Raw genomic sequence first — 21,362 nt, forward strand, 5'->3', positions numbered from 1 at the left:
CGCGGCAAAATTGGTGGAGCTAAGCGGGATCGAACCGCTGACCTCCTGCATGCCATGCAGGCGCTCTCCCAGCTGAGCTATAGCCCCGGATTTCTAGCCTCTCGGCCCAGCGACATGATTAAACATCGCTTGTGCAAAACTGGCGTCCCCTAGGGGACTCGAACCCCTGTTACCGCCGTGAAAGGGCGGTGTCCTAGGCCACTAGACGAAGGGGACGAACCTTCTTACCTTCAAGACCCGGTTGCTGGACCCGGTCTTGCTTACCGGCATTGCCGTTAAGCGGAATTTGGTGGAGCTAAGCGGGATCGAACCGCTGACCTCCTGCATGCCATGCAGGCGCTCTCCCAGCTGAGCTATAGCCCCACAATGTCGCTTTGAACCGAATCGCTGGCTGGGTGCCTGGCGTTTCGTTTTCGTTCATCGCTGTGGACGGGGCGCATATTAAGTTCCGATTGCAGGGCTGTCAAACGAATTTTTGAAATTAATCAAAAAATTTTTCACAGATAACAATCACTTACCGCCCTGCCCTGCTCTTCAATGCAAACAAAGTCCCGTGGCAGCGGGCTTGCCCCGCGATCGCGATGGTCAATGCAACATCGCAATCGCGGGGCAAGCCCGCTCCCACGAAAGCAAAAGCCGCTATCAGGCGATATTCGCCAGCAGCTTTTCCCACTCTTTGTTTTCTTTCTTCGACACGCCGCCCAGCAGGTCCAGGGCCTGGCGCAGGCGGTAACGAGTCAGGTCTGGGCCGAGGATTTCCATGGCGTCGAGCACCGAAACCGAGCTGGCCTGGCCAGTAATGGCGGCGAACATCAGTGGCATGGCATCGCGCAACTTGAGTTCCAACGACTCGACCACCGCCTGGATGCAGGCGGTGATGCGGTCCTTCTCCCACTGGCGCAGGCTTTCCAGTTTCCACAGGATCAGCTGCATTACCTGGCGCACCTGGTCGGACGACAGTTTCTTGCTCTCGAACAGCTTGGCGTCAAGCTTCAACGCGCCTTCGAAGAAGAAGCCACCCAGCGGGGCAACCTGGCTGAAGGTTTCAACCCGGCCCTGCACGTGCGGGGCGATCTTCATCATGTAGTCGCTGTTGAAGGCCCACTTCTGCAGGCGCGCGGCAAATTCTTCAACCGGCAGCTCACGCAGCCACTGGCCGTTGAGCCAGGACAGCTTCTCGATGTCGAAGATCGGGCCGCCCAGCGAGATGCGCGACAGGTCGAAGTGCTCGACCATCTCTGCCAGCGAGAACTTCTCGCGCTCGTCCGGCATCGACCAGCCCATGCGGCCCAGGTAGTTGAGCATCGCTTCGGGCATGAAGCCCATGCGCTCGTAGAAGGTGACCGAGGTCGGGTTCTTGCGCTTGGACAGCTTGGACTTGTCCGGGTTGCGCAGCAGCGGCATGTAGCACAGCTTGGGCTGCTCCCAGCCGAAGTACTCGTACAGCTTGATCAGCTTGGGCGCCGAGGGCAGCCACTCTTCGCCACGCAGTACATGGGTGATGCCCATCAGGTGATCGTCGACCACGTTGGCCAGGAAGTACGTCGGCAGGCCGTCGTTCTTCATCAGTACCTGCATGTCCATGCGGTCCCACGGGATCTCGACATCGCCACGCAGCATGTCCGGCACCACGCAGATGCCTTCGCTCGGCACCTTCATGCGGATCACGTGAGGCTCGCCGGCCGCCAGGCGGCGCTGCACTTCCTCATCGCTCAGCAGCAGGGCGCGGCCGTCGTAGCGCGGGGTCTCGCCGCGGGCCATCTGCTCGGCACGCATCTGCTCCAGCTCTTCGGCGGTGCAGAAGCAGTAGAAGGCGTGGCCTGCATCGACCAGCTCCTTGGCGTACTTGGCGTAGATCTCGCCACGCTCGCTTTGCCGGTACGGGCCGTGCGGGCCGCCGACGTCCGGGCCTTCGTTCCATTCGATGCCGAGCCAGCGCAGGGCGTCGAAGATCTGCTGTTCCGACTCGCGGGTGGAGCGCAGCTGGTCGGTGTCTTCGATACGCAGGATGAACTCACCGCCGTGCTGCTTGGCAAAGCAGTAGTTGAACAGGGCGATGTAGGCAGTGCCGACATGGGGGTCGCCAGTGGGCGATGGCGCGATACGCGTGCGAACGGTGGTCATGGAGAGTCTCGAACGAAGATTCAAACAAAGGCGGGATGTTAGCAGGGAGCGGGCACTGGGCTCCAGCAATGGCGCTTTCGTCACTTGTGACGGTGCCGGTTGCGCCTGTTAAATTTGCTTACACTTCTGGAACCATAGTCCTCATGCCCGCCCAACTCAAACGTCGCTTGCTGATCTTCATCACCCTGGTCGCGCTGATCGCCCTCTCCTTCCTCGCCCATTGGTACTTCAAGGGGCGCTTCTTCGAGAGCACCGACAACGCCTATGTACAAGGCGAGATCACCCGCGTTTCCAGCCAGCTCGGCGCGCGCATCGATGAAGTGAGGGTGGAAGACAACCAGCATGTCAGCAAGGGTGACTTGCTGGTGCGCCTGGAAGTCGCCGATTTCGAACTGGCCGTGGCCCGCGCCCGCGCCGCGCTGGCCACCCGCGAAGCGGAACGGCTGCAGGCGCAGAGCCGGCTGGCCCAGCAAGGCAGCCTGATTGCCGCCGGCCAGGCCCAGGTGGCCGCCAACCAGGCCACCCTCGACCGCTCGCAGCTCGACCTCAACCGCGCCCAGGCCCTGCGCAAGCCAGGCTTCGTTTCCGAAGAGCGGGTCACCACCCTCTCGGCGGAAAGCCATGTGGCCCGCTCCCAGGTGGACAAGGCCCAGGCCGATCTCAAAGGCCAGCGCCAGCAGGTCGATGCCCTGAGCGCCGAACTCAAGCGCCTCGATGCACAGATTGCCAATGCCCGCGCCGACCTGGCGCAGGCCGAAATAAACCTGACCCGCTGCGAGATCCACGCGCCGATCAGCGGCACCATCGGCCAGCGCAGCGCGCGCAACGGCCAGGTGGTGCAGGCCGGCGCCTACCTGCTGTCGATCGTTCCGGACCAGGACATCTGGGTGCAGGCCAACTTCAAGGAAACCCAGATCGGCAAGATGCACCCCGGCCAGCGCGCCGAACTGCTGTTCGACAGCTACCCCGACACCCCGATCGAAGGCCGCGTCGACAGCCTGTTCGCCGCGTCCGGGGCACAGTTCAGCCTGCTGCCGCCAGACAACGCCACCGGCAACTTCACCAAGGTGGTGCAGCGCATCCCGGTCAAACTGACCTTCGCCGCCGACAACCCGCTGCATGGCCGCATCCGCCCAGGCATGTCGGTGACGGCCACCGTCGACCTGCGCAGCCAGGGCGACAGCCGCGATGGCCGGTGACCAACTGCTGCGGCCCAGCGCAGAGCCCACCCGGCGCGACTGGATCGCAGTGATGAGCGTGATGCTCGGCGCCTTCATGGCGGTGCTGGACATCCAGATCACCAACTCTTCGCTCAAGGACATCCAGGGCGCGCTGTCAGCCACCCTTGAGGAAGGCTCGTGGATTTCCACCTCCTACCTGGTGGCCGAGATCATCATGATCCCGCTGACCGCCTGGCTGGTGCAGTTGCTGTCGGCCCGGCGCCTGGCGGTGTGGGTGTCGCTGGGTTTCCTGGCCTCGTCGCTGCTGTGCTCGATGGCCTGGAACCTGGAAAGCATGATCGTGTTCCGCGCCCTGCAGGGCTTCACCGGCGGCGCACTGATCCCGCTGGCGTTCACCCTGACGTTGATCAAACTGCCGGAACATCATCGCGCCAAGGGCATGGCCATGTTCGCCATGACCGCCACCTTCGCCCCGTCGATCGGCCCGACCCTGGGGGGCTGGCTGACCGAGAACTGGGGTTGGGAGTACATCTTCTACATCAACATCCCGCCAGGGCTGCTGATGATTGCCGGGCTGATGTACGGGCTGGAAAAGAAGGAAGCCCATTGGGAGCTGCTGAAGAGCACCGACTACGCCGGCATCGTGAGCCTCGGCCTGGGCCTGGGCTGCCTGCAGGTGTTCCTTGAAGAAGGCCACCGCAAGGACTGGCTGGAATCCAGCCTGATCGTCGGCCTGGGCAGTGTCGCCCTGGTCAGCCTGATCCTGTTCGTGATCCTGCAGCTGTCCCGCCCGCACCCGCTGATCAACCTGCGCATCCTCGGCAACCGCAACTTCGGTTTATCCAGCATCGCCAGCCTGGGCATGGGTGTGGGGCTGTACGGCTCGATCTACCTGCTGCCGCTGTATCTGGCACAGATCCAGGGCTACAACGCCCTGCAGATCGGCGAGGTGATCATGTGGATGGGGGTGCCGCAGCTGTTCCTGATTCCGCTGGTGCCGCTGCTGATGAAGGTGATCTCGCCAAAGCTGCTGTGCGCCTTGGGCTTTTGCCTGTTTGGCGTGGCCAGTTTCAGTTCGGGGGTGCTCAACCCGGACTTCGCCGGGCCGCAGTTCAACCAGATCCAGGTGATCCGCGCCCTTGGCCAGCCGATGATCATGGTGACCATCTCGCTGATCGCCACGGCCTACATCCAACCCCAGGATGCGGGGTCGGCGTCGAGCCTGTTCAACATCCTGCGCAACCTCGGCGGCGCAATTGGCATCGCCTTGCTGGCGACCTTGCTGGATGCGCGGGCCAAGGTGTACTTCGACTACCTGCGTGAAGCACTGGTGCCGAGCAACCCGCAAGTGGCCGAACGCCTGGCGCAACTCACCGAGCGGTTGGGCAACGACACCGCGGCGCTGGGCAAGCTCAGTGAGATCACCCACCAGCAGGCGATGATCATGGCCTACAACGATGCCTTCCACTTCGTCGGGATCGGGCTGGCGGTGAGCATGCTGGCGGTGTTGTTGACGCGCAAGTTGCCGCAGGGGTTGAAGGCCGGGGAAGCTCATTGAGGTAGCCGGCCTGCAGGAGCGGCCTTGCCTAGGCTCTGTACGAAAAGTATGGTCATCCATCGTTGTGGGAGCGGGCTTGCCCCGCGATCTGCCGCAACGCGGCAGCAAAACCTGGATTCGCGGCGTCTTTGACACTATTTGATATCGGGTATAGGAGCGCTTCGCACTCCATCGCGGGGCAAGCCCGCTCCCACAAAACTTTTCGTACAGTGCCTAGGCGCCGGACCGCTCGGAAAGGCGCGCAAAGCGGCCCCAGGATTTATGCATGCATGAATCAGGGGTAGCGAAGCAGCACTTTTTTCACTGCCTAAACGTTTTTTAGTCTTTGTCCTACATTCCCTCTTTGTTTCGCTCCGTACAGTGGTCGCCATGTCGCCACAGAGACAAACGAGAGAGACATCATGAAAGGGATGCCAGCGCTACAACGGATTGAAACCCCCACAAGTACTGCTTGTGGGGGAAAAGTGCACTGACTGCACCGCTTGCAATCTTTGGGAAATCCCCACGGTAATTCCTACTCTCGAGGCCGCTTGCCAGGCCCTACGCACCCGTAGTTTCGATGTGGTGCTCAATCCAGTCTCTGTCGGCCACGAAGCCGGCATGGTCTTGCCCTGGGTTTCTGACCTGCTAAATGAATGCCCACTTCCGCTGGGGAGTTAGTTGGCCGAGCGACAGAAACAACGCACTAAAGATCCTCAAGAGAAATAATAGAAATGAAAACGACTGAGAAACTGTCTCTCTCGCTGCTGGCGACGTTGGCGGCTCAAACTTCGTTGGCATCAGCCGCGCCTGTTGAACAAGAGGGCTATTACGGTGTCGCCCGAGTGATCAGCGCCGAGCACAAGGCTCGCAATATGTCCTCGAGCGCACGTCCCGGTATCGGTTCGTTCGTTGCGGGCGACAACAGCACCAACGACATGAGCGGCTCTATCGGGATGGGTTATCGGTTTGGCAATGCCTGGCGTTTGGAAGGGGAGCTGTCGCTGCCGCAAAAAGACAGATTCACCAGCGGCTCGAGCAATTTCCCCAGCAGCCTCAATGTTCATCACATCGAGTCCCGTCGTGTAATGCTCAATGCTTACCGGGATTTCCGTATCAGCGACAAAATCTCGCTGTACGGTTCGGCCGGGTTGGGCTTGGCTCATTTGAAGTCTTCGGGCTGGCAGGGCAACGAGGCTCGCCAGTATGAGTCGCAAAAGCAGACCAATCTGGCGTGGTCGCTGGGTGCGGGTGTGGCATATGACGTTACCGACCGCCTGGCCCTGGACTTGGGCTATCGCTACATCGATATGGGCGATACCGAAAGCGGTTGGAACAGCTTCAACAACGCCCGACGCCTGCAGGACGAAAAAATGAAGGCCAATCTGGTGTCCAGTGAGTTCGTGCTGGGTGCTCGCTGGGCGTTCTAGGTTTTGTACGAAAAGTATGGTTATCCATCGTTGTGGTAGCGGGCTTGCCCCGCGATCTGCCGCAACGCGGCAGCAAAGCCCGAATTCACGGCGTATTTGATATCGGGCACAGAAGCGCTTCGCACTCCATCGCGGGGCAAGCCCGCTCCCACAAAACTTTTCGTACAGAGCCTAGTTGCGTGGAACCGCTACCCTTTTACACAGCGCTTACCAGCCAGGAATGCTTGTAGTGGTCGAATAAAACTTGACACCCATTTAGGCGAGAATGCTCGCCATAGAGAGGTGTCCGATGACCAATTAGCGTCGTTCCTTTACGGTAAGCGTCCGACGAACTCACCTTTCGAACTCAGCTTTAAGGGCGATGTTTGTTCGCGTATTTCTCGCATCAACCTCGCGGCCAGATTTGTGAGGCGTGTGGTCAGCATGTTGTAGTAACCGGCCGTTTGGCCGGTCTACTTGTCGTCATCCAGCGCTACGCAGCCCTTTCGCGACACAAGGCCGATCCTACAGAGAGCGTGCCGACACTAGGCTTTGTACGAAAAGTGCCTGCGCGACGATCATGCTGCGTTGAAAACAGGCTCGGAATGCTCATTTACAACCCGTAAAGTCGAGCGCGACTCCGACCGTTCCTCGCCTGTTTTCGCCTTGCCTGATCGCCGCTCGGCGCCTTTTCATACAAACCCTGGCCTTCAACTGGCGATCAGGCGCTCGCGCAGCTTGCCGATCTCGTCGCGCAATTGCGCGGCGGCCTCGAACTCCAGGTCGCGGGCGAACTGGAACATCTTCTCTTCCAACTGCTTGATGCGCTTGGTGATCTCGGCCGGGGTCTGCAACTCGACTTCGTAACGCCCGGCCTCCTCCGCCGCCTTGGCCATGCCCTTGCGCTTCTTGCTGCGCGCACCGGGCACGGTGGCACCTTCCATAATGTCGGTGATGTCCTTGACCACACCCTTGGGCACGATGCCGTTGGCGGCGTTGAACGCCACCTGCTTGTCCCGGCGCCGCTCGGTCTCGTCGATGGCGCGCTGCATGGAGCCGGTGATGTTGTCGGCGTAAAGGATTGCCTTGCCGTTGAGGTTGCGCGCCGCACGGCCAATGGTCTGGATCAGCGAGCGCTCGGAACGCAGGAAGCCTTCCTTGTCGGCATCGAGGATGGCCACCAGCGACACTTCCGGCATGTCCAGGCCTTCGCGCAGCAGGTTGATGCCCACCAATACATCGAAGGTGCCCAGGCGCAGGTCGCGGATGATCTCCACCCGCTCGACGGTGTCGATGTCCGAGTGCAGGTAGCGCACCCGCACATCGTGATCGGCCAGGTAGTCGGTGAGGTCTTCGGCCATGCGCTTGGTCAGGGTGGTGGCCAGCACCCGCTCGCCCAGGGCTACGCGCTTGCCGATTTCCGACAGCAGGTCGTCGACCTGGGTAAGCGCGGGGCGCACTTCGACCTGCGGGTCGACCAGGCCGGTGGGGCGCACCACCTGCTCGACCACGCGCCCGGCGTGCTCGGCTTCGTAAGGGCCGGGCGTTGCGGACACGAAGATGGTCTGCGGGCTGACCGACTCCCACTCGTCGAAGCGCATGGGGCGGTTGTCCAATGCCGATGGCATGCGGAAGCCGTACTCCACCAGCGTTTCCTTGCGCGAGCGGTCGCCTTTGTACATGGCGCCGACCTGAGGCACGGAAACGTGGGATTCGTCGATCACCAGCAGTGCATCCGCCGGCAGGTAGTCGTACAGCGTGGGTGGCGGCGCGCCGGCCGGGCGCCCGGAAAGGTAGCGCGAGTAGTTTTCGATGCCGTTGCAGTAGCCCAGTTCGAGGATCATCTCCAGGTCGAAGCGGGTGCGCTGCTCCAGGCGCTGGGCCTCGACCAGCTTGTTGTGCTTGTGCAGGTACTCCAGGCGCTCCTTGAGCTCTTCCTTGATGCCCTCCACCGCTTCGAGCAGCGTTTCGCGCGGCGTGACGTAGTGCGACTTGGGGTAGAAGGTGAAACGCGGCAGCTTGCGAATCACCTCGCCGGTCAGCGGGTCGAAGGCGGCGATGTTCTCCACCTCGTCATCGAACAGTTCGATGCGGATGGCCTCCAGGTCCGATTCGGCCGGGAACACGTCGATCACATCGCCGCGCACGCGGAAGGTGGCGCGGGCGAAGTCCATCTCGTTGCGGGTGTACTGCAGCTCGGTCAGACGGCGCAGCAACGCACGCTGGTCGAGCTGGTCGCCACGGTCGACGTGCAGGACCATCTTCAGGTACGCCTCGGGGCTGCCCAAGCCATAGATGCACGACACGGTGGTGACGATGATCGCGTCGCGCCGCTCCAGCAGCGCCTTGGTCGCCGACAGGCGCATCTGCTCGATATGGTCGTTGATCGAGGCGTCCTTCTCGATGAAGGTGTCCGACGACGGCACGTAGGCTTCGGGCTGGTAGTAGTCGTAGTAGGAGACGAAGTACTCGACCGCGTTGTTCGGGAAGAACGCCTTGAACTCGCCGTAAAGCTGCGCTGCGAGGGTCTTGTTCGGCGCCAGCACCAAGGTCGGGCGCTGCACCTGCTGGATGACGTTGGCGATGCTGAAGGTCTTGCCCGAGCCGGTCACGCCCAGCAGCGTCTGGTGCGAAAGCCCGGCTTCGATGCCTTCGACCATCTGGCGGATGGCCTCGGGCTGGTCGCCGGCCGGCTGGAATCGGGTGACGAGCTGGAACTCGGACATGACGGACCTCGTGAATGTCGCGGCAACTGTAAATTTAGCCAGTAGTCTATACGCAAATGCGCCCTCCGGGCGCGGCTTTCAAGCCTGGCCCGGCAGCCCCCACGGCAATGGACCAGGCAATTCGACCAATGGTCGAAAAATATTTGCGCAAACAGCCGGAAAAGCTGCGCCAGACTGTCGCAGTGACCGGGCGGTATCACTATACTGACTCCCCGTTTGTGCACCGCTTCAGTGCATTCGGCTGGAGCGTGGCAACCCCTATCACTCTCCTATCCGAGCCAAGGTAACAATGAGCCTGTTTTCCGCTGTCGAGCTGGCACCCCGCGACCCCATCCTGGGCCTCAACGAAGCATTCAACGCCGACCCACGTACCGACAAGGTCAACCTGGGCGTAGGCGTCTACTGCAATGAGGAAGGCCGCATTCCACTGCTGCGCGCAGTGATCGAAGCCGAGACCCAGCGTGCCGCCCAGCACGCCTCCCGCGGCTACCTGCCGATCGATGGCATCGCGCAGTACGACCAGGCCGTGCAAAAGCTGATTTTCGGCGCCCAATCGCCACTGCTGGCCGACGGCCGTGTAGTGACCGTGCAAGCTGTCGGCGGTACCGGCGCGCTCAAGATCGGTGCCGACTTCCTCAAGCGCCTGGCGCCGGGCGCCGTGGTTGCCATCAGCGACCCGAGCTGGGAAAACCACCGCGCACTGTTCGAAACCGCAGGCTTCCCGGTACAGAACTACCGTTACTACGACGCCGCCAGCCACGACGTCAACCGTGCCGGCATGCTCGAAGACCTGAACAACCTGCCCTCCGGCTCGATCATCGTGCTGCACGCCTGCTGCCACAACCCGACCGGCGTCGACCTGTCGCTGGACGACTGGAAGAACGTGCTGGAAGTGGTCAAGGCCAAAGGCCATGTGCCGTTCCTCGACATGGCCTACCAGGGCTTTGGTGACGGCATCGCCGAAGACGCCTTCGCCGTGCGCCTGTTCGCCGAGTCGGGCCTGGAGTTCTTCGTGTCCAGCTCGTTCTCCAAGTCGTTCTCGCTGTACGGCGAGCGCGTCGGCGCGCTGTCGATCGTCACCGCCTCGAAAGACGAAAGCACTCGCGTGCTGTCGCAGGTCAAACGCGTGATCCGCACCACCTACTCCAACCCGCCGACCCACGGCGCGACCATCGTCGCCACCGTGCTGAACAGCCCTGAGCTGTGCCAGATGTGGGAAGCCGAACTGGCCGAGATGCGCACCCGCATCCATGGCATGCGCAAGCAGATGGTCGAGTTGCTGGCCGAGTACGGTGCCAAGCGCGACTTCAGCTTCGTTGGTCGCCAGGCTGGCATGTTCTCCTACTCCGGCCTGACCGTGGAGCAAGTGGCACGCCTGAAGAACGAGTTCGGCATCTATGCCCTGGACACCGGCCGCATCGCTGTCGCAGCCCTGAACCAGAGCAACATCCACGTGGTCACCAAGGCCATCGTAGAAGTGCTGTAACCCCTTGATTGCCAAGGGGAAGCTTGACTTCCCCCTGGCAGCCGGTAAGATACGCCGAGATTCCGCGATAGCTCAGTCGGTAGAGCAAATGACTGTTAATCATTGGGTCCCTGGTTCGAGTCCAGGTCGCGGAGCCAAACAGCGAAAAACCTCCAGTTGCGCAAGCACTGGAGGTTTTTTATTGCCTGTGTTTCAGGGTTTGGCCAGCGGCTCGGTCACCGGCTTGCCCTCATCCACCAGGCTCCACACCAGCAGCTTGGCCGGCGCGGTCTTGCTGGCGTTGCTCGATACGCTGTGCACGGTGCCGGGCGCTTCGTACCAGAACTCGCCGGCCTTGTAGGTTTTCTGCGGCTCGTCGTTGAGCTTCGAGACGACCGCACCTTCCAATACATAAGCCATGACCGCGCCTGGGTGCTGATGGGCGGGCGATGCCTGGCCCGGTGCGTAGCTGACGGTGAGCATCACCGCTTTCTTGCCCGGGGCATTGCTGGGCAACTGCTCCTGGAGAATCTTCACCTGGTCGGGATGCTGCGCGTCGCCATGCGCCCAGGCAGGCGCGTTGGCGCCCAAAACGCCGAGGGCGACAAACACACTGAGGGAAAGACGGGGAATGCTCATGAAGGGGATCTCCTGATTGGCTGTGGCCCTCAGGTTATGCCCCGCCCGATACAGGGGAAACGGCCAATCCGCGGAAAAAGCGGGAGGCCGATCTTCGCTCAGGCGTCGCGCCCGATCGGGTAGAACTGGCCATGGCTCCAAACCCCGAGCCACTGCTCACCCTCGATGGTCTGCGGCACCGCCAACTCCACCAACTGGTAGAACACGTTGCGGTGAATCAGCGCCTCGAGGTTGCCACGCATGAGCACATAGGGCGCAGGCTCCTGGGTGATAGGGTCGATCACTACCCGCAGTGGGTTGGCTGGGCCAGCCTCGACCTGATCGTCGACGTTGCTGGTGAAGCGCAGCACCTGCTGCTCGCCACTCCCCTGCACATCCAGCAGCACCGCAACGAAGGGCGCGTCATCAACGCGAATACCGACTTTTTCCACCGGCGTGACCAGGAAGTAGTCGTCGCCATCGCGGCGGATGATGGTGGAAAACAGCCGGACCATCGGTTTGCGCCCGATCGGCGTACCCAGGTAGTACCAGGTGCCGTCACGGGCGATGCGCATGTCGATGTCGCCGCAGAAATCCGGGTTCCACAGATGCACCGGTGGCAGCCCCTTGTGTGCAGGGATCTGCGCCAGGAGATCGTTGGCTTTGCCGGTGTCGGTCATATCACGCTCGCTTACTTGCTCATGCCCAGGAGGCTACGAGCGTACTCGCGCATAGGCGCGGCAAGCAAATCCTGCGGGCTGTTGTCATAGAACGTCAACAAACCGCCACGGCTCTTGATGCGCGCGGTGTCGATCAGGTAGCGGGTGCTGGTCTCGATCAGCATCATCTGTACGACGCCGCTGTCCAGCCCCAGGCGATCGAGCGCCTGTTCGTCATACCAGTTGTCGCTGTTGCCGATACGGTCGTCGGTACGCGCGAACCGGGTATAGAGCACGTAATCGGCACCGACTGAACGCGCTTCGGCAATCGCATCCTCCAGGCCCAGCGGGCCTTGGGCTCGGCGCACCAGCGGGAAGTACTCGATGAAGCTCTTGAACGCTTCCTCTGCCACCACGTTCTGCAGCGGCTGCGGCCCTTTGCCCGGCGGGATGAACGCGCCCTGGCCAATGAAGATGAACGAATCAGGCTGCAGGCGGATGGACAGGGTACGGGTGGTGTTGCTGTGGTCCAGCAGGCCCACGTCGCTCATCTGGTCACGGACCTCTTCCCCCATGTCGCTGACTTTCATGCAGCCGCCCAACGCCATCAGCGCCAGCAGCAAGACCAGGCTACGCATCTTTCCTCCAGAGGCCGGTGACGAAAAACCGGCGAATAGCCGCCAGATGCAGCTTTTGCGCCAGAGTCAGCCGCCGATCACCTTCATCACCATCACATCGCCGGAGAACGCCAGGTCCTGCTTGTCCGCCAGCGCCTTCACCAGCAACCGCTGCAACGCCGGCAGCGCCTGGTGGCGCGGCTTGTCCAGCAGGTCGCCGACAAAGTGACGGTTGCCTGAAGAGAGGCAACCATGCAACCAGCCGGTGGATGACAAGCGCAGTCGCGAGCAGGCGCGGCAAAACGGTACGCTCTCGTTGGCGATTACCCCGAAGTGCCCTTTGCCGGGTATGCGATAACGCAGCGCGGTAGCATCCACCGGGCGCTGCGCCTGCTCGAACTCATGGGCTTCGCCGATCAGCGCAAGCAATTGCTCCAGCCCCACGAACTGCTGCCCGAAGGCATTGCTGTCTCGGGCCAGGTGGCCCATGCGCATCAGCTCGATGAAGCGCAGTTCGTAACCCCTCTGCAGACAGTAGTCGAGCAGCGGCAGTACCTGATCGAGGTTTTGCCCACGCATGGGCACCATGTTGACCTTGATCGCCATGCCGGCAGCGCTGGCCTGGGCCATGCCGTCGAGCACGCTGGCCAGATCGCCACCACGGGCGATGCGGCGAAACGCCAGGGGGTCGAGGGTATCGAGCGAGACATTCAGCCTGCGGATGCCGGCAGCACGCAGCAACGGCAGTTTGCGGGCAAGCAGTTGGCCATTGGTGGTGAGGCTGATGTCCTCCAGCCCGAGCCCGGCCACCGCCGTCAGGAAGCCCTCGAGCCGCGGGCTGATCAGCGGCTCGCCGCCAGTGATGCGCAAGCGCTCGACACCTGCGGCCTCGACCAGATAGGCCACGCCACGTCCCAGCGCCTCGGCCCCCAGCTCGTCCTGCGCCGCCACCAGGCGCTTGCCATCGGGCACGCAGTAGGTGCAGGCGTAGTTGCAGGCAGCAGTCAGGCTGACGCGCAGGTTGCGAAAGCGCCTGCCTTGACGATCGACGATCATGGGTGACTCCGGCATGGAAGAATCGGACCGGCAAAACCTGACTCATAAATCAGGTTTTTGCAAGTCTTCCTGTCGAAGGCTGAATCACACGATGCTCACCAAAAGCCGGCAAGCACCGCCCGAGCCGCTTCAGTTCGCGGTTTCTGGGTCGCGCTTGCGCTTGTTGCCCATGCGCACGCCGATGTCCATGAGGAACTGGAAGAAGCCTTCCTGATCTTCCAGCACGTTGCTCCAGAATGGCGAGTGATACAGCGCCACCGCACCGTGGACCAGCGCCCACGCCGCGCAATAGTGGAAGTACGGCGGCACGTCCTCGAGCTTGCCTTCGCTGATGCGGCCCTTGATCAGTTGCGTCAGGCGGTCGAAGTTGGAGGCACGGATGCTGTGCAACTGCTCGACCATTTCCGGCACCTGGTTGCCCTTGACCACCTTTTCTTCCAGGCGGTCGAACAGCCGGTAGCGCTGCGGGTCGCGCATGCGGAACTCGAAGTAGGCGCGCGACAGCGCCTCTTTGTCACGGTCGACGTCAGCGGAATGCAGCAGCTCGTTCAGGTCACGCTCATAGTCGAGCATCAGGCGCAGGTAGATCTCCGCCTTGGACTTGAAGTGCTTGTAGATCGTGCCTTTGCCGATGCCGACGGCGTCGGCGATCATCTCGACGGTGACGCTGTCTTCACCCTGTTCGAGAAACAGCTTGAGCGCCGTATCGAGGATTTCCTGCTCGCGGCGGCGAAATTCACGGACCTTACGAGGTTCTTTGTGCATAGGTAGGACTAGGATGACAATCGAAGCGGATTATTATGCCTAACTGGCGGTAAATTGCACGGATCTTCCAAGCATGTCTGTGTTTCTTGATGAGTTCGAGCAGGCTCCGGGCCTGTGCTACCTGAACCACGCGGCCATCGCTCCGTGGCCGCGCCGGGCCACTGATGCCGTGGCGCGCTTCGCCCGTGACAACCTGCAGCGCGGCGCCAGCGACTACCCGGCCTGGCTGGCCACCGAGCGGCGCCTGCGCGAACGCCTGGCGCGCCTGCTCAACGCGCCGTCCACAGGCGACATCGCCTTGCTGGGCAATACCTCGCAAGCCTTGTCATTGGTGGCCTTCGGCCTCGACTGGCAACGCGGCGACCAGGTGATCATCAGCGACGAAGAGTTCCCTTCCAATCGCGTGGTCTGGCAGGCACTGGCCGATCAAGGCGTCGACGTGATCGAGACCAGCCTGGCCGGGGATGACCCAGAGGCCGCACTGCTTAAGGCCTGCGGCCCACGCGCCCGGCTGCTGGCGGTCAGTGCCGTGCAGTTCGCCAGCGGCCTGCGCCTGGACCTTGCCCGCCTGGGCCAGGGCTGTCGCGAACGGGGCGTGCTGTTCTGCGTCGATGCCATCCAGCAGATTGGCGCCCTGCCCTTCGACGTGCAGCACTACCAGTGCGATTTCGCCATGGCCGACGGCCACAAGTGGATGCTCGGCCCCGAGGGCCTGGGGGTGTTCTACTGCCGCAGCGCCCTGCGCAGGCAGCTGAAACTGCACGCCTACGGCTGGCACATGCTCGAACAGCTGGGCGATTTCGAGCGCCGCAGCTGGCAACCGGCACGCAGTGCACGACGTTTCGAGCCGGGCAGCCCGAACATGCTCGGCGCCTGTGCGCTGGAGGCCAGCCTGTCATTGCTGGAAGATGTCGGCATGCATGTGGTTGCTGAGCAACTCGGGCATCGCGTCGAGCAACTGCACCAGGGGCTGGCGGCGATCCCGGGTGTGCAGCTGCACAGCCCGGCAGACCCAAGGCGCCGCGCAGGCATCGTCAATTTCACTGTGGCTGGCCGCGCCAATGCCGAGATTTATCGAGCGCTAAGCAAGCAGCAGGTCATCTGCGCCCTGCGCGGGCCCGGCGTGCGTTTTTCCCCACACTTCTATACCGATGAGCACCTGATCGACGAAGCACTGCGGCTGGTCAGGCAAATCGCCATGCATTGATCGCCCAAGGGACCGCCGACGTATTCCAAATCTGTTTAAAAAACGATCAGCAAGCGCTGGCAGGGCGCCAATCCTGGCCAATACTTGAAGTGTTGGCGCGGCGCATCCCCCCCAAGTGGCGCGCCGATAAAGGTGCCCAGGGACCGCGTACCTTTGTTTTACTCCTAATGGTCTTAACCCGGATTCCCCCCCCAGAACCCGGGTTTTTTTTGCCCGGGCGCCAGCGACGAACTGCGGATCAGGCCACCCGTGCCAGCGGGAACAGGCGCTTGAAGTTGGCGGTGGTCTGCTCGGCCAGCTGCTCATAGCTGGCCCCGCGCAGCGAGGCGACATATTCGGCCACTTCCCGCACGTACTGCGGCAGGTTCGGCTTGCCGCGGTGCGGGATCGGCGCCAGGTACGGCGAGTCGGTCTCCACCAGCAGCCGATCGACCGGCACCTGCCGGGCCACCTCGCGCAAGGCATCGGCGTTGCGGAAAGTCACGATGCCGGACAACGAAATGTAATAACCCAGGTCCAGCGCAGCCTTGGCCATCGGCCAATCTTCGGTGAAGCAGTGCAGCACCCCGGCCTGGGGCAGGTTGGCTTCACGCAGCAGGGCCAGGGTGTCTTCGCGGGCCGCACGGGTATGCACGATCACCGGCTTGCCGGTCTGCCGCGAGGCTTCCAGGTGCAGGCGGAAGGAGGCCTGCTGCAGCTCGGCGGCTTCGGGCTCGTAGTGGTAATCCAGGCCGGTCTCGCCGATGGCCACCACATGCGGATGGGCCAGCTCGCGCAGCAGCCACTCCAGGGCCGGGGTTTCACCCGGTGCCAGGTCCAGCGGATGCACCCCCACCGAGCAATCGACGTCGGCGTACTGCTCGCTGAGCGCCTTGACCGCGCCGGCGTTCTCGGCGCTGACGCCGATGCACAGGAAATGCCCGACGCCGCGCTCACGCGCGGCCTGCAGGGCAGCATCGAGGGAACCCTGATGGGCGCTGAGGTCAAGACGGTCGAGGTGGCAATGGGAATCTACGAGCATGGGAACACACACATGAATGAACGATGGAGATCAGCGCATGCCCGGCAGCTGCACCCAATGGGCGAGCAAGGCTTCGAGCAGCAGCACACGGTTGAGGTTGGCCTTGCCCAGCACTTTCTGGCGCTGCTCGAGGATCCACGCCTGGACCTCCAGCACCTTGGCCTGACGGCTCTTCTGCGCCAGGTACTGCAGCACCTTGCGCATGTCGGCCAGGCCTAGCCCGTCCTCGTCCTGGGTCAGCTGATAGCGCAGGATCAGGTGCGACCAGTCGCAGAACCAGTCGAACAACAACAGTAACGGCACGTTGTTCCAGGCTTCGGCCAGTTGGCTGGGCGACTGCTGCTGCTTGAGCAGCTTCTTCACACCCTCGGTGACCAGCGCGCGCTGCTCGCGCACGCCCTTCGCCTGCAGGCTGACGGCCATCAGCGGCGAGCCGGCGGCCAGTGTCAGCAGCTCCTCGCGCTCGTCTTCGGCGCTGTCGGCAAGGGCATCAGCCAGCCACGCACGGCTCTGGGCCAGGCTCGGCTGCGGGCAGGTGACCTGCTGGCAACGGCTCTTGATGGTGGGCAGCAAGCGGCTGGGCTGGTGGCTGACCAACAGCAGCACGGTATCGCCGGAAGGCTCCTCAAGGCTCTTGAGCAAGGCATTGGAGGCGTTGATGTTCATCGCCTCCACCGGCTCGATCAGCACCACCTTGCGCCCGCCCTGCTGGGCCGTCTGCACGATGAACGACACCAGTTCGCGAACCTGGTCGACCTTGATCGGCTTGTCGGCTTCTTCTGGCTCCAGCACGAAGTTGTCCGGATGGCTGCCGGCCTTGAGCAGCAGGCACGCCTTGCACTGCCCGCAGGCATCCAGCCCCTGGGGCGCCTGGCACAGCAGCCGCGCCATGAGCCGCTCGGCCAGGGCACGCTTGCCGATCCCCTGGGGCCCATGCAGCAGGTAGGCGTGGGCATGCTGACTGCGCCCGGCCAGTTGCTGCCAGAGCGCCTGTTGCCAGGGGTAGGCTTCAGCCACGGCAACGCTCCACAAGGCCCGGCAGCAGCGCATCGATCGCCCGTTGCACCGCATCCAGCGGCTGAGCGGCATCCAGCAGGCTGTAGCGTTGCGGCTGCTGGGCGGCGCGTTGCAGGTAGGCCTGGCGCACCGCCTCGAAGAAGGCCTGGCCCTCCTGCTCGAAGCGGTCCAGCCGGCCACGGGCCGCAGCACGGGCCAGGCCGACCTCGACGGGCAGGTCGAAGACCAGGGTCAGGTCCGGGCGCAGTTCGCCCTGGACGAAGGATTCGAGGATGGCGATGCGCTCCACCGACAAGCCACGGCCGCCACCCTGATAGGCGTAAGTAGCATCGGTGAAGCGATCGCAGAGCACCACGGCGCCACGCGCCAGGGCCGGGCGGATCACTTCTGCCAGGTGCTGGGCACGGGCAGCGAACATCAGCAGCAACTCGGTATCGGCCGCCATGGGCTCGTCGCTGGGGGCCAACAGCAGCTCGCGGATGCGCTCGGCCAGTGGCGTGCCACCGGGCTCGCGGGTCATCACCACATCGACACCCTGCTCACGCAGGCGCGCCGCCAGGTAGTCGCGGTTGGTGCTCTTGCCCGCGCCTTCGGGGCCTTCCAGGGTGATAAACAAACCGCTCACGGGTGTTCCTTACTGTTTTTCGGGTACCGGCGCCTCGGCCGGCACGGATTCATCGGTAGGCGCGCCAGCGTCACTCTCAGGCGGAGCTGCCTCGGCAGGGGCCTCCTGGTCGGGCGCCGGCTGCTCGCCTGCTCCCGGCTGCGCCGCAGGTGCCGGGCTGGAGCGATAGTCTGCCCGCCGCTTGAGCTGGAACTCACGCACAGCGCTGTTGTGGTCGTCCAGGTCATCGGAGAACACATGGCTGCCATCGCCACGGGCGACGAAATACAGGCTGCTGCCATCGCTGGGGTTGAGCGCGGCATGGATCGCCTCGCGGCCGACCATGGCGATCGGCGTCGGCGGCAGGCCACTGATGGTGTAGGTGTTGTAGGGCGTCGGTTCACGCAGGTCGGCCCGGGTGATCTTGCCGTTGTAGCGCTCGCCCATGCCGTAGATCACGGTCGGGTCGGTCTGCAGCATCATCCCCAGGCGCAGCCGGCGCACGAACACACCGGCGATCTGGTTACGCTCCTGCGGAATGCCTGTCTCCTTCTCCACCAGCGAGGCCATGATCAACGCCTGGTAAGGGTCGCGATACGGCAAGCCGGTGCTGCGCTCGGCCCACTCCTTGGCCAGCACTTCGTCCAGGCGCATGTAGGCCTGCTGCAACAGTTCGACGTCGCTCATACCGCGCACGAAGCGGTAGGTATCAGGGAAGAAACGGCCCTCGGGGAACACGCCGGTGTGACCGAGCTTGTCCATCACCTGCGCGTCGCTCAGGTCGTCGAGGGTGTGCTTGATCTTGTCGTGCCTGGCCACTGCGGCACGCACCTGGCGGAAGGTCCAGCCCTCGACCAGGGTGAGGTTGTACTGCACCACATCGCCGCGCTGCCAGGCATCGAACAACTGCCCCACGGTCATGCCGGGGGTCAGGCGGTATTCACCGGTATGCAGCGGGGTGCCGGCCATGTTGAAGCGCCAGTAAAGGCGCAGCCAGAGCGCATCGTCGAGCAGCCCCTCGCCTTCCATGCGGTAGAACATGCGATTGGGCGTGGTGCCGCCGGGCACATCGAGCAGGCGCTCCTGCGCCACTTGCAGGGGCTGCTCCAGAACCGAGTTGACCTTCCAGGCAGCCCAGCCCAATGCCAGGCCGGCGAGGATCAAACCCATTTCCAGCAGCAGCAGGAATTTGCGTCTCACGAATCAGGTATCCAGTAACGTACGGGCAACGGCCTGCAGTTTAAGGGTGAGCGGGCCTGCCGGCCAGTTCAGTGCAGCGAATTCACGTACGGGCCAGATACCGTAGACACTGTTGCAGACAAACACTTCGTCGGCCTGCTGCAGGTCCTCCAGTGTCAGGTCACGCACCTCGACGGCAAGACCCGACAACGACGCCTGCTCGAGCAATGCGCCACGCATCACGCCAGCCACGCCACAACGGCTCAGGTCGGCGGTCAGCAGCACCTCGCCACGCACCAGAAACAGGTTGCTGTACACCCCTTCGATCACTCGCCCTTGGCTGTCGCGCATCAAGCCTTCGGCATACGCACTGTCCTGCCATTCGGCACGGGCCAGCACCTGCTCCAGGCGGTTGAGGTGTTTGAGTCCGGCCAGCAGCGGTTGTTCCGCCAGCCGTGTCTGACAGGGGAACAGGCGCACCCCCAGCTCGGCGTGTTGTGCAGGATAGACGGGCAAGGGGCTGCCCTGAAGAATACGCCGCGCCTGGGCGCCGGGCGCCGGGGCATAACCGCGCTGGCTGTCGCCGCGGGTCAGGATCAGCTTGGCGACGCCCTCCCCCAGCAACTGAGCGAATTGCAACAGCTCATTGCGAACCAGCACCAGATCAACGTCGATCGCCAGGCGCTGGCAACCCAGTGCCAGGCGGTCGAGATGCCGGGTTAGCAGGCTGGGCTTGCCGCCACGCACGGCAATGGTCTCGAACAGACCATCACCGTAGGCCAGGCCGCGATTCTGCAAATTGACCGCAGTCGCGTCCTGGCCATCGATCCAGCAGTGCATCAGTCGGCGAACCGGCGGAACACCAGCGAACCGTTGGTCCCGCCGAAGCCGAACGAGTTGGACAGCACCACGTCGATAGGCATGCTGCGCGCCTGGTGCGGTACGAAGTCCAGGTCGCAACCTTCGTCCGGCTCGTCCAGGTTGATGGTCGGCGGCGCCATCTGGCTGTTGATCGCCAGCACGCTGAAGATCGCTTCCACCGCGCCAGCGGCACCCAGCAGGTGGCCGGTCATCGACTTGGTCGAGCTGACTGCCAGCTTGTAGGCATGCTCGCCGAACACGCGCTTGATCGCCGCCACTTCGGCGATATCGCCAGCTGGGGTCGAAGTGCCGTGGGCATTGATGTAGCTGACCGCTTGCGGCTCGATACCGGCATCGCGCAGGGCGTTGGCCATGCAGCGCGCAGCACCTTCACCCGAGTCGGGTGGCGAGGTCATGTGGTAGGCGTCGCCGCTCATGCCAAAACCGACCAGCTCGGCATAAATGGTCGCGCCACGCGCCTTGGCGTGCTCCAGCTCTTCGAGCACCAGGGCACCGGCACCGTCGGACAGCACGAAACCATCACGGCCCTTGTCCCACGGACGGCTGGCGCGGGTCGGTTCATCGTTGCGGGTCGACAGCGCGCGCGAGGCCCCGAAGCCACCCATGCCCAGGCCACAGGCGGCCATTTCGGCACCGCCGGCAATCATCACGTCCGCTTCACCGTAGGCGATATTGCGCGCGGCCATGCCGATGCAATGGGTACCCGTGGTGCAGGCGGTGGCGATCGCGTAGTTCGGCCCCTGCAGGCCCAGGTGGATCGACAGGAAGCCCGAGATCATGTTGATGATCGAGCCCGGCACGAAGAACGGCGAAATGCGGCGCGGGCCCTGCTCGTGCAGGGTCCGGCTGGTTTCTTCGATGTTGGTCAGGCCGCCGATCCCCGAGCCCATGGCCACGCCAATGCGCTCACGGTTGGCGTCGGTGACTTCCAAACCGGCATTGCGTACCGCCTGGAAACCGGCTGCCAGGCCGTATTGAATGAACAGGTCGAGTTTGCGAGCTTCCTTGGCCGACAGGTACTGCTCGACCTCGAAGCCCTTCACCGAGCCGCCAAAACGGGTGGAGTAGGCAGACAGATCCGTGTGTTCGATCGGACCAATGCCACTGCGGCCAGCCAGAATGCCCTGCCAGGTGCTCGGTACATCAGTACCCAGTGGCGACAGCATACCCATACCAGTGACCACGACGCGTCTACGCGACACAGTACTCTCCTTTTCCAATAACAGAGTTTCTTGCCATTGCATTCAAGGCAATGGAATGAAATGGCAACAAGCTCTAAAGGCTCGCAACACGAC

Annotated in this window: 18 protein-coding genes and 4 tRNA genes; 6 read left to right on the forward strand and 16 right to left on the reverse strand. The window is 63.1% G+C overall.

All coding sequences use genetic code 11. From position 1 onward, the window contains the following. Positions 1 to 11: 11 nt before the first annotated feature. From ACO6VM_RS22315 to gltX, 4 genes are all read right to left on the reverse strand, one after another. Positions 12 to 87 (reverse strand) — tRNA-Ala (locus tag ACO6VM_RS22315). A 53-nt stretch (positions 88 to 140) separates the two neighbouring features. Further along, a tRNA-Glu gene (locus ACO6VM_RS22320) sits at positions 141 to 216 on the reverse strand. A gap of 71 nt (positions 217 to 287) precedes the next feature. Beyond that, positions 288 to 363: transfer RNA gene (locus ACO6VM_RS22325), tRNA-Ala, on the reverse strand. A 279-nt stretch (positions 364 to 642) separates the two neighbouring features. Beyond that, a complete protein-coding gene (gene gltX, locus ACO6VM_RS22330; RefSeq protein WP_125857910.1) occupies positions 643 to 2,124 on the reverse strand; it encodes a glutamate--tRNA ligase in 1,482 nt (493 codons plus the stop codon). 143 nt (positions 2,125 to 2,267) lie between these two features. On the opposite strand from gltX, the gene ACO6VM_RS22335 reads away from it, so the two are divergent. The 3 genes from ACO6VM_RS22335 to ACO6VM_RS22345 all read left to right on the forward strand — a co-directional run bounded on the left by ACO6VM_RS22335 (position 2,268) and on the right by ACO6VM_RS22345 (position 6,272). After that, positions 2,268 to 3,323, forward strand: a complete 1,056-nt coding sequence (locus ACO6VM_RS22335; RefSeq protein WP_401057877.1) for an HlyD family secretion protein — start codon at positions 2,268 to 2,270, stop codon at positions 3,321 to 3,323. Between the two features lie 49 nt (positions 3,324 to 3,372). Next, entirely contained in the window at positions 3,373 to 4,863 is a 1,491-nt protein-coding gene (locus ACO6VM_RS22340) for an MDR family MFS transporter (protein ID WP_322360288.1), read from the forward strand. A gap of 713 nt (positions 4,864 to 5,576) precedes the next feature. Beyond that, complete coding sequence (locus tag ACO6VM_RS22345) at positions 5,577 to 6,272, forward strand: outer membrane protein (RefSeq protein ID WP_401057875.1); 696 nt, start codon at positions 5,577 to 5,579, stop codon at positions 6,270 to 6,272. 689 nt (positions 6,273 to 6,961) lie between these two features. Here ACO6VM_RS22345 and uvrB read toward each other — a convergent pair. Beyond that, complete coding sequence (gene uvrB / locus ACO6VM_RS22350) at positions 6,962 to 8,977, reverse strand: excinuclease ABC subunit UvrB (RefSeq protein WP_401057873.1); 2,016 nt, start codon at positions 8,975 to 8,977, stop codon at positions 6,962 to 6,964. A 289-nt stretch (positions 8,978 to 9,266) separates the two neighbouring features. On the opposite strand from uvrB, the gene ACO6VM_RS22355 reads away from it, so the two are divergent. Further along, the gene (locus ACO6VM_RS22355; RefSeq protein WP_401057871.1) at positions 9,267 to 10,463 is read left to right on the forward strand and encodes an amino acid aminotransferase; all 1,197 of its coding nucleotides are present in this window, start codon (positions 9,267 to 9,269) and stop codon (positions 10,461 to 10,463) included. A gap of 61 nt (positions 10,464 to 10,524) precedes the next feature. Next, a tRNA-Asn gene (locus tag ACO6VM_RS22360) sits at positions 10,525 to 10,600 on the forward strand. Positions 10,601 to 10,655: 55 nt separating this feature from the next. Here the strand turns inward: ACO6VM_RS22360 and ACO6VM_RS22365 are convergent. The 5 genes from ACO6VM_RS22365 to ACO6VM_RS22385 all read right to left on the reverse strand — a co-directional run bounded on the left by ACO6VM_RS22365 (position 10,656) and on the right by ACO6VM_RS22385 (position 14,157). Further along, the gene (locus tag ACO6VM_RS22365) at positions 10,656 to 11,081 is read right to left on the reverse strand and encodes a cupin domain-containing protein (RefSeq protein ID WP_401057869.1); all 426 of its coding nucleotides are present in this window, start codon (positions 11,079 to 11,081) and stop codon (positions 10,656 to 10,658) included. Between the two features lie 98 nt (positions 11,082 to 11,179). Then, positions 11,180 to 11,740 (reverse strand): DUF1285 domain-containing protein, encoded by a 561-nt coding sequence (locus ACO6VM_RS22370; RefSeq protein ID WP_125857906.1) that lies wholly within the window; start codon positions 11,738 to 11,740, stop codon positions 11,180 to 11,182. Positions 11,741 to 11,751: 11 nt separating this feature from the next. Next, the gene (locus tag ACO6VM_RS22375) at positions 11,752 to 12,357 is read right to left on the reverse strand and encodes a DUF4823 domain-containing protein (protein ID WP_401057868.1); all 606 of its coding nucleotides are present in this window, start codon (positions 12,355 to 12,357) and stop codon (positions 11,752 to 11,754) included. Between the two features lie 66 nt (positions 12,358 to 12,423). Continuing rightward, positions 12,424 to 13,392, reverse strand: coding sequence for a GTP 3',8-cyclase MoaA (locus ACO6VM_RS22380; RefSeq protein WP_401057867.1), 969 nt, complete (start codon positions 13,390 to 13,392; stop codon positions 12,424 to 12,426). A gap of 129 nt (positions 13,393 to 13,521) precedes the next feature. Then, a complete protein-coding gene (locus ACO6VM_RS22385) occupies positions 13,522 to 14,157 on the reverse strand; it encodes a TetR/AcrR family transcriptional regulator (protein WP_110995672.1) in 636 nt (211 codons plus the stop codon). A 73-nt stretch (positions 14,158 to 14,230) separates the two neighbouring features. On the opposite strand from ACO6VM_RS22385, the gene ACO6VM_RS22390 reads away from it, so the two are divergent. Beyond that, the gene (locus ACO6VM_RS22390; protein WP_401057865.1) at positions 14,231 to 15,364 is read left to right on the forward strand and encodes an aminotransferase class V-fold PLP-dependent enzyme; all 1,134 of its coding nucleotides are present in this window, start codon (positions 14,231 to 14,233) and stop codon (positions 15,362 to 15,364) included. Positions 15,365 to 15,602: 238 nt separating this feature from the next. Here ACO6VM_RS22390 and ACO6VM_RS22395 read toward each other — a convergent pair whose 3' ends face one another. The 6 genes from ACO6VM_RS22395 to fabF are packed head-to-tail and all read right to left on the reverse strand — an operon-like array spanning position 15,603 to position 21,269. Then, positions 15,603 to 16,385: a TatD family hydrolase gene (locus ACO6VM_RS22395; protein WP_110995674.1), complete on the reverse strand. Its 783-nt coding sequence runs from the start codon at positions 16,383 to 16,385 to the stop codon at positions 15,603 to 15,605. A gap of 30 nt (positions 16,386 to 16,415) precedes the next feature. Continuing rightward, positions 16,416 to 17,402 (reverse strand): DNA polymerase III subunit delta', encoded by a 987-nt coding sequence (locus ACO6VM_RS22400; protein WP_401057863.1) that lies wholly within the window; start codon positions 17,400 to 17,402, stop codon positions 16,416 to 16,418. Further along, positions 17,395 to 18,027, reverse strand: a complete 633-nt coding sequence (gene tmk / locus ACO6VM_RS22405; protein ID WP_125857902.1) for a dTMP kinase — start codon at positions 18,025 to 18,027, stop codon at positions 17,395 to 17,397. The genes ACO6VM_RS22400 and tmk overlap by 8 nt, the downstream gene beginning before the upstream one ends. A 9-nt stretch (positions 18,028 to 18,036) precedes the next feature. Then, positions 18,037 to 19,206, reverse strand: coding sequence for an endolytic transglycosylase MltG (mltG, locus tag ACO6VM_RS22410; RefSeq protein WP_401057861.1), 1,170 nt, complete (start codon positions 19,204 to 19,206; stop codon positions 18,037 to 18,039). A gap of 3 nt (positions 19,207 to 19,209) precedes the next feature. Then, positions 19,210 to 20,025, reverse strand: coding sequence for an aminodeoxychorismate lyase (gene pabC, locus ACO6VM_RS22415; RefSeq protein WP_390967761.1), 816 nt, complete (start codon positions 20,023 to 20,025; stop codon positions 19,210 to 19,212). Beyond that, positions 20,025 to 21,269, reverse strand: a complete 1,245-nt coding sequence (gene fabF, locus ACO6VM_RS22420) for a beta-ketoacyl-ACP synthase II (protein ID WP_110995679.1) — start codon at positions 21,267 to 21,269, stop codon at positions 20,025 to 20,027. Before fabF ends, pabC begins: the two co-directional genes overlap by 1 nt. Between the last annotated feature and the right edge of the window lie 93 nt (positions 21,270 to 21,362).

Source organism: Pseudomonas sp. GZD-209 (assembly GCF_049310485.1).
Taxonomy (GTDB): Bacteria; Pseudomonadota; Gammaproteobacteria; order Pseudomonadales; family Pseudomonadaceae; genus Aquipseudomonas; species Aquipseudomonas sichuanensis.